Source organism: Desulfovibrio sp. 1188_IL3213, from assembly GCF_036763145.1.
Lineage (GTDB): Bacteria > Desulfobacterota > Desulfovibrionia > Desulfovibrionales > Desulfovibrionaceae > Desulfovibrio.
Window position 1 is genome coordinate 1 of sequence record NZ_JBAIYR010000538.1, and the last position, 1,346, is coordinate 1,346.

Below are 1,346 nucleotides of genomic sequence, written 5' to 3' on the forward strand. Positions count from 1 at the left end.
ATTCTCAAAGTTTAAGGCACGCTCACTTCGGCGTTTAACCGCGCAGATAAACTGCGCTTACGCCTCCGTAGCGAACGTCTGCTCACGCAGCCGCCAGAGCAATTTCAAAGTGAAATTGCTCTAAAAGCTGAGCGCTCAAACGCACAAGAGGCGCGCCATGAGGGCGGTTGCCCGCCATCCCACGGCGCGCCGTAAAAAAGGCGCTGTGTTTGTTCTGATGCCGCAGGCGATCAGAAACGGCCGCGCGGCTTGATGCGTGCGGCTTTGCCCTTGAGGGCGCGCAGGTAGTACAGACGGCTGCGGCGAACGCGGCCCTGGGTGACCACTTCAACGCGGTCGATAAAGGGCGAGTTGAGGGGGAAGATGCGCTCCACGCCCACGCCGTCAGAAATCTTGCGTACCGTGAAGGTGGCGCAGGTGGTGCCGCGTTTGACGCGGATGACGTTGCCCTGGAAAATCTGGATGCGCTGTTTTTCGCCTTCCACAATGCGCAGATGCACTTTCACCGTGTCGCCGGAGCGAAACGCGGGTACATCCATGCGCATGTTTTCCCGTTCAATCTTTTTGATGATATCCATCGTGAACTCCTTGCAAATCCGGGCGGATTGTTGCGTCGTTGCGTAGCGGCGCCGATGCGCTCAGGCCGCCGGTTTATCAGCAATAGTCGCCTAAAATTCTGTCTGCCAGAATGGCGGCGGCGCTGCGCACCGAAAGGTGATTGTAGCCCAAAAAACGTACAGGACGAAGCAGACCGTCACACTGTTCCAGCACTTCGGGGGCAAGCCCCCGTGCCGTGCCAAGGCAAAGCATGACCGGTCCTCGGCTGCACCATTGCCGCACTTGTTGAGGGGTCATGAGCGGTTCTGTGCGAGCCTGCTTTTTCCCCTTGCCGGGCCAGACGGCGGAGCTTGCCACCAGCCTGGGCCGTACACCGTGCCGTGCGGTCATATGCGCCACTGCTTCATCCAGGGAGGTCGCAGGACAAACCAGCCCGAGAGCCTGCGCCCGGTCGGCATTGCCTGAGCCGCCCGGACCCTGCGTCCAATGGCTCAAAATTTCATCCAGCACCCGCAACTGATCTTGCAAGGGGGTTACCACATGGAAAGAACCCATCGCATAGCTGCGGGAAATTCGGGCTATATCGTGTATGTCGAGATTTGTCAAAGAGGAAGCGCCGGATTTTTTTTCGCCGAGCATCACGGGATAGTGAACAAGGCAGAAAGAAAGATTGCGCCCCGGCCTTTCGCGCGGGATTTCGGCCAAGGTCTGCACGTCTTCACCGGTAAGCGGGGCCGTGTCGAGCAGGTCGGGCCGCATGTGCAGCGTTGTACGCACCGATTGCCGCC

At 59.2% G+C, this 1,346-nt stretch carries 2 protein-coding genes; both read right to left on the minus strand.

Translation table 11 applies throughout. The features are described 5' to 3' along the window. Positions 1-230: 230 nt before the first annotated feature. On the minus strand, positions 231-578 hold the full coding sequence (gene rplS, locus V6C16_RS13385; RefSeq protein ID WP_291441114.1) for a 50S ribosomal protein L19: 348 nt from the start codon (positions 576-578) through the stop codon (positions 231-233). Between the two features lie 76 nt (positions 579-654). Further along, positions 655-1,346 (minus strand): RNA methyltransferase (locus V6C16_RS13390; RefSeq protein WP_333543453.1); only part of this gene is annotated, 692 nt, incomplete at its 5' end.

What these genes read in the sequence shown, in the direction of transcription:
- rplS (WP_291441114.1), bottom strand. Translation starts at nt 578, where the DNA reads ATGGATATCATCAAAAAGATTGAACGGGAAAACATGCGCATGGATGTA.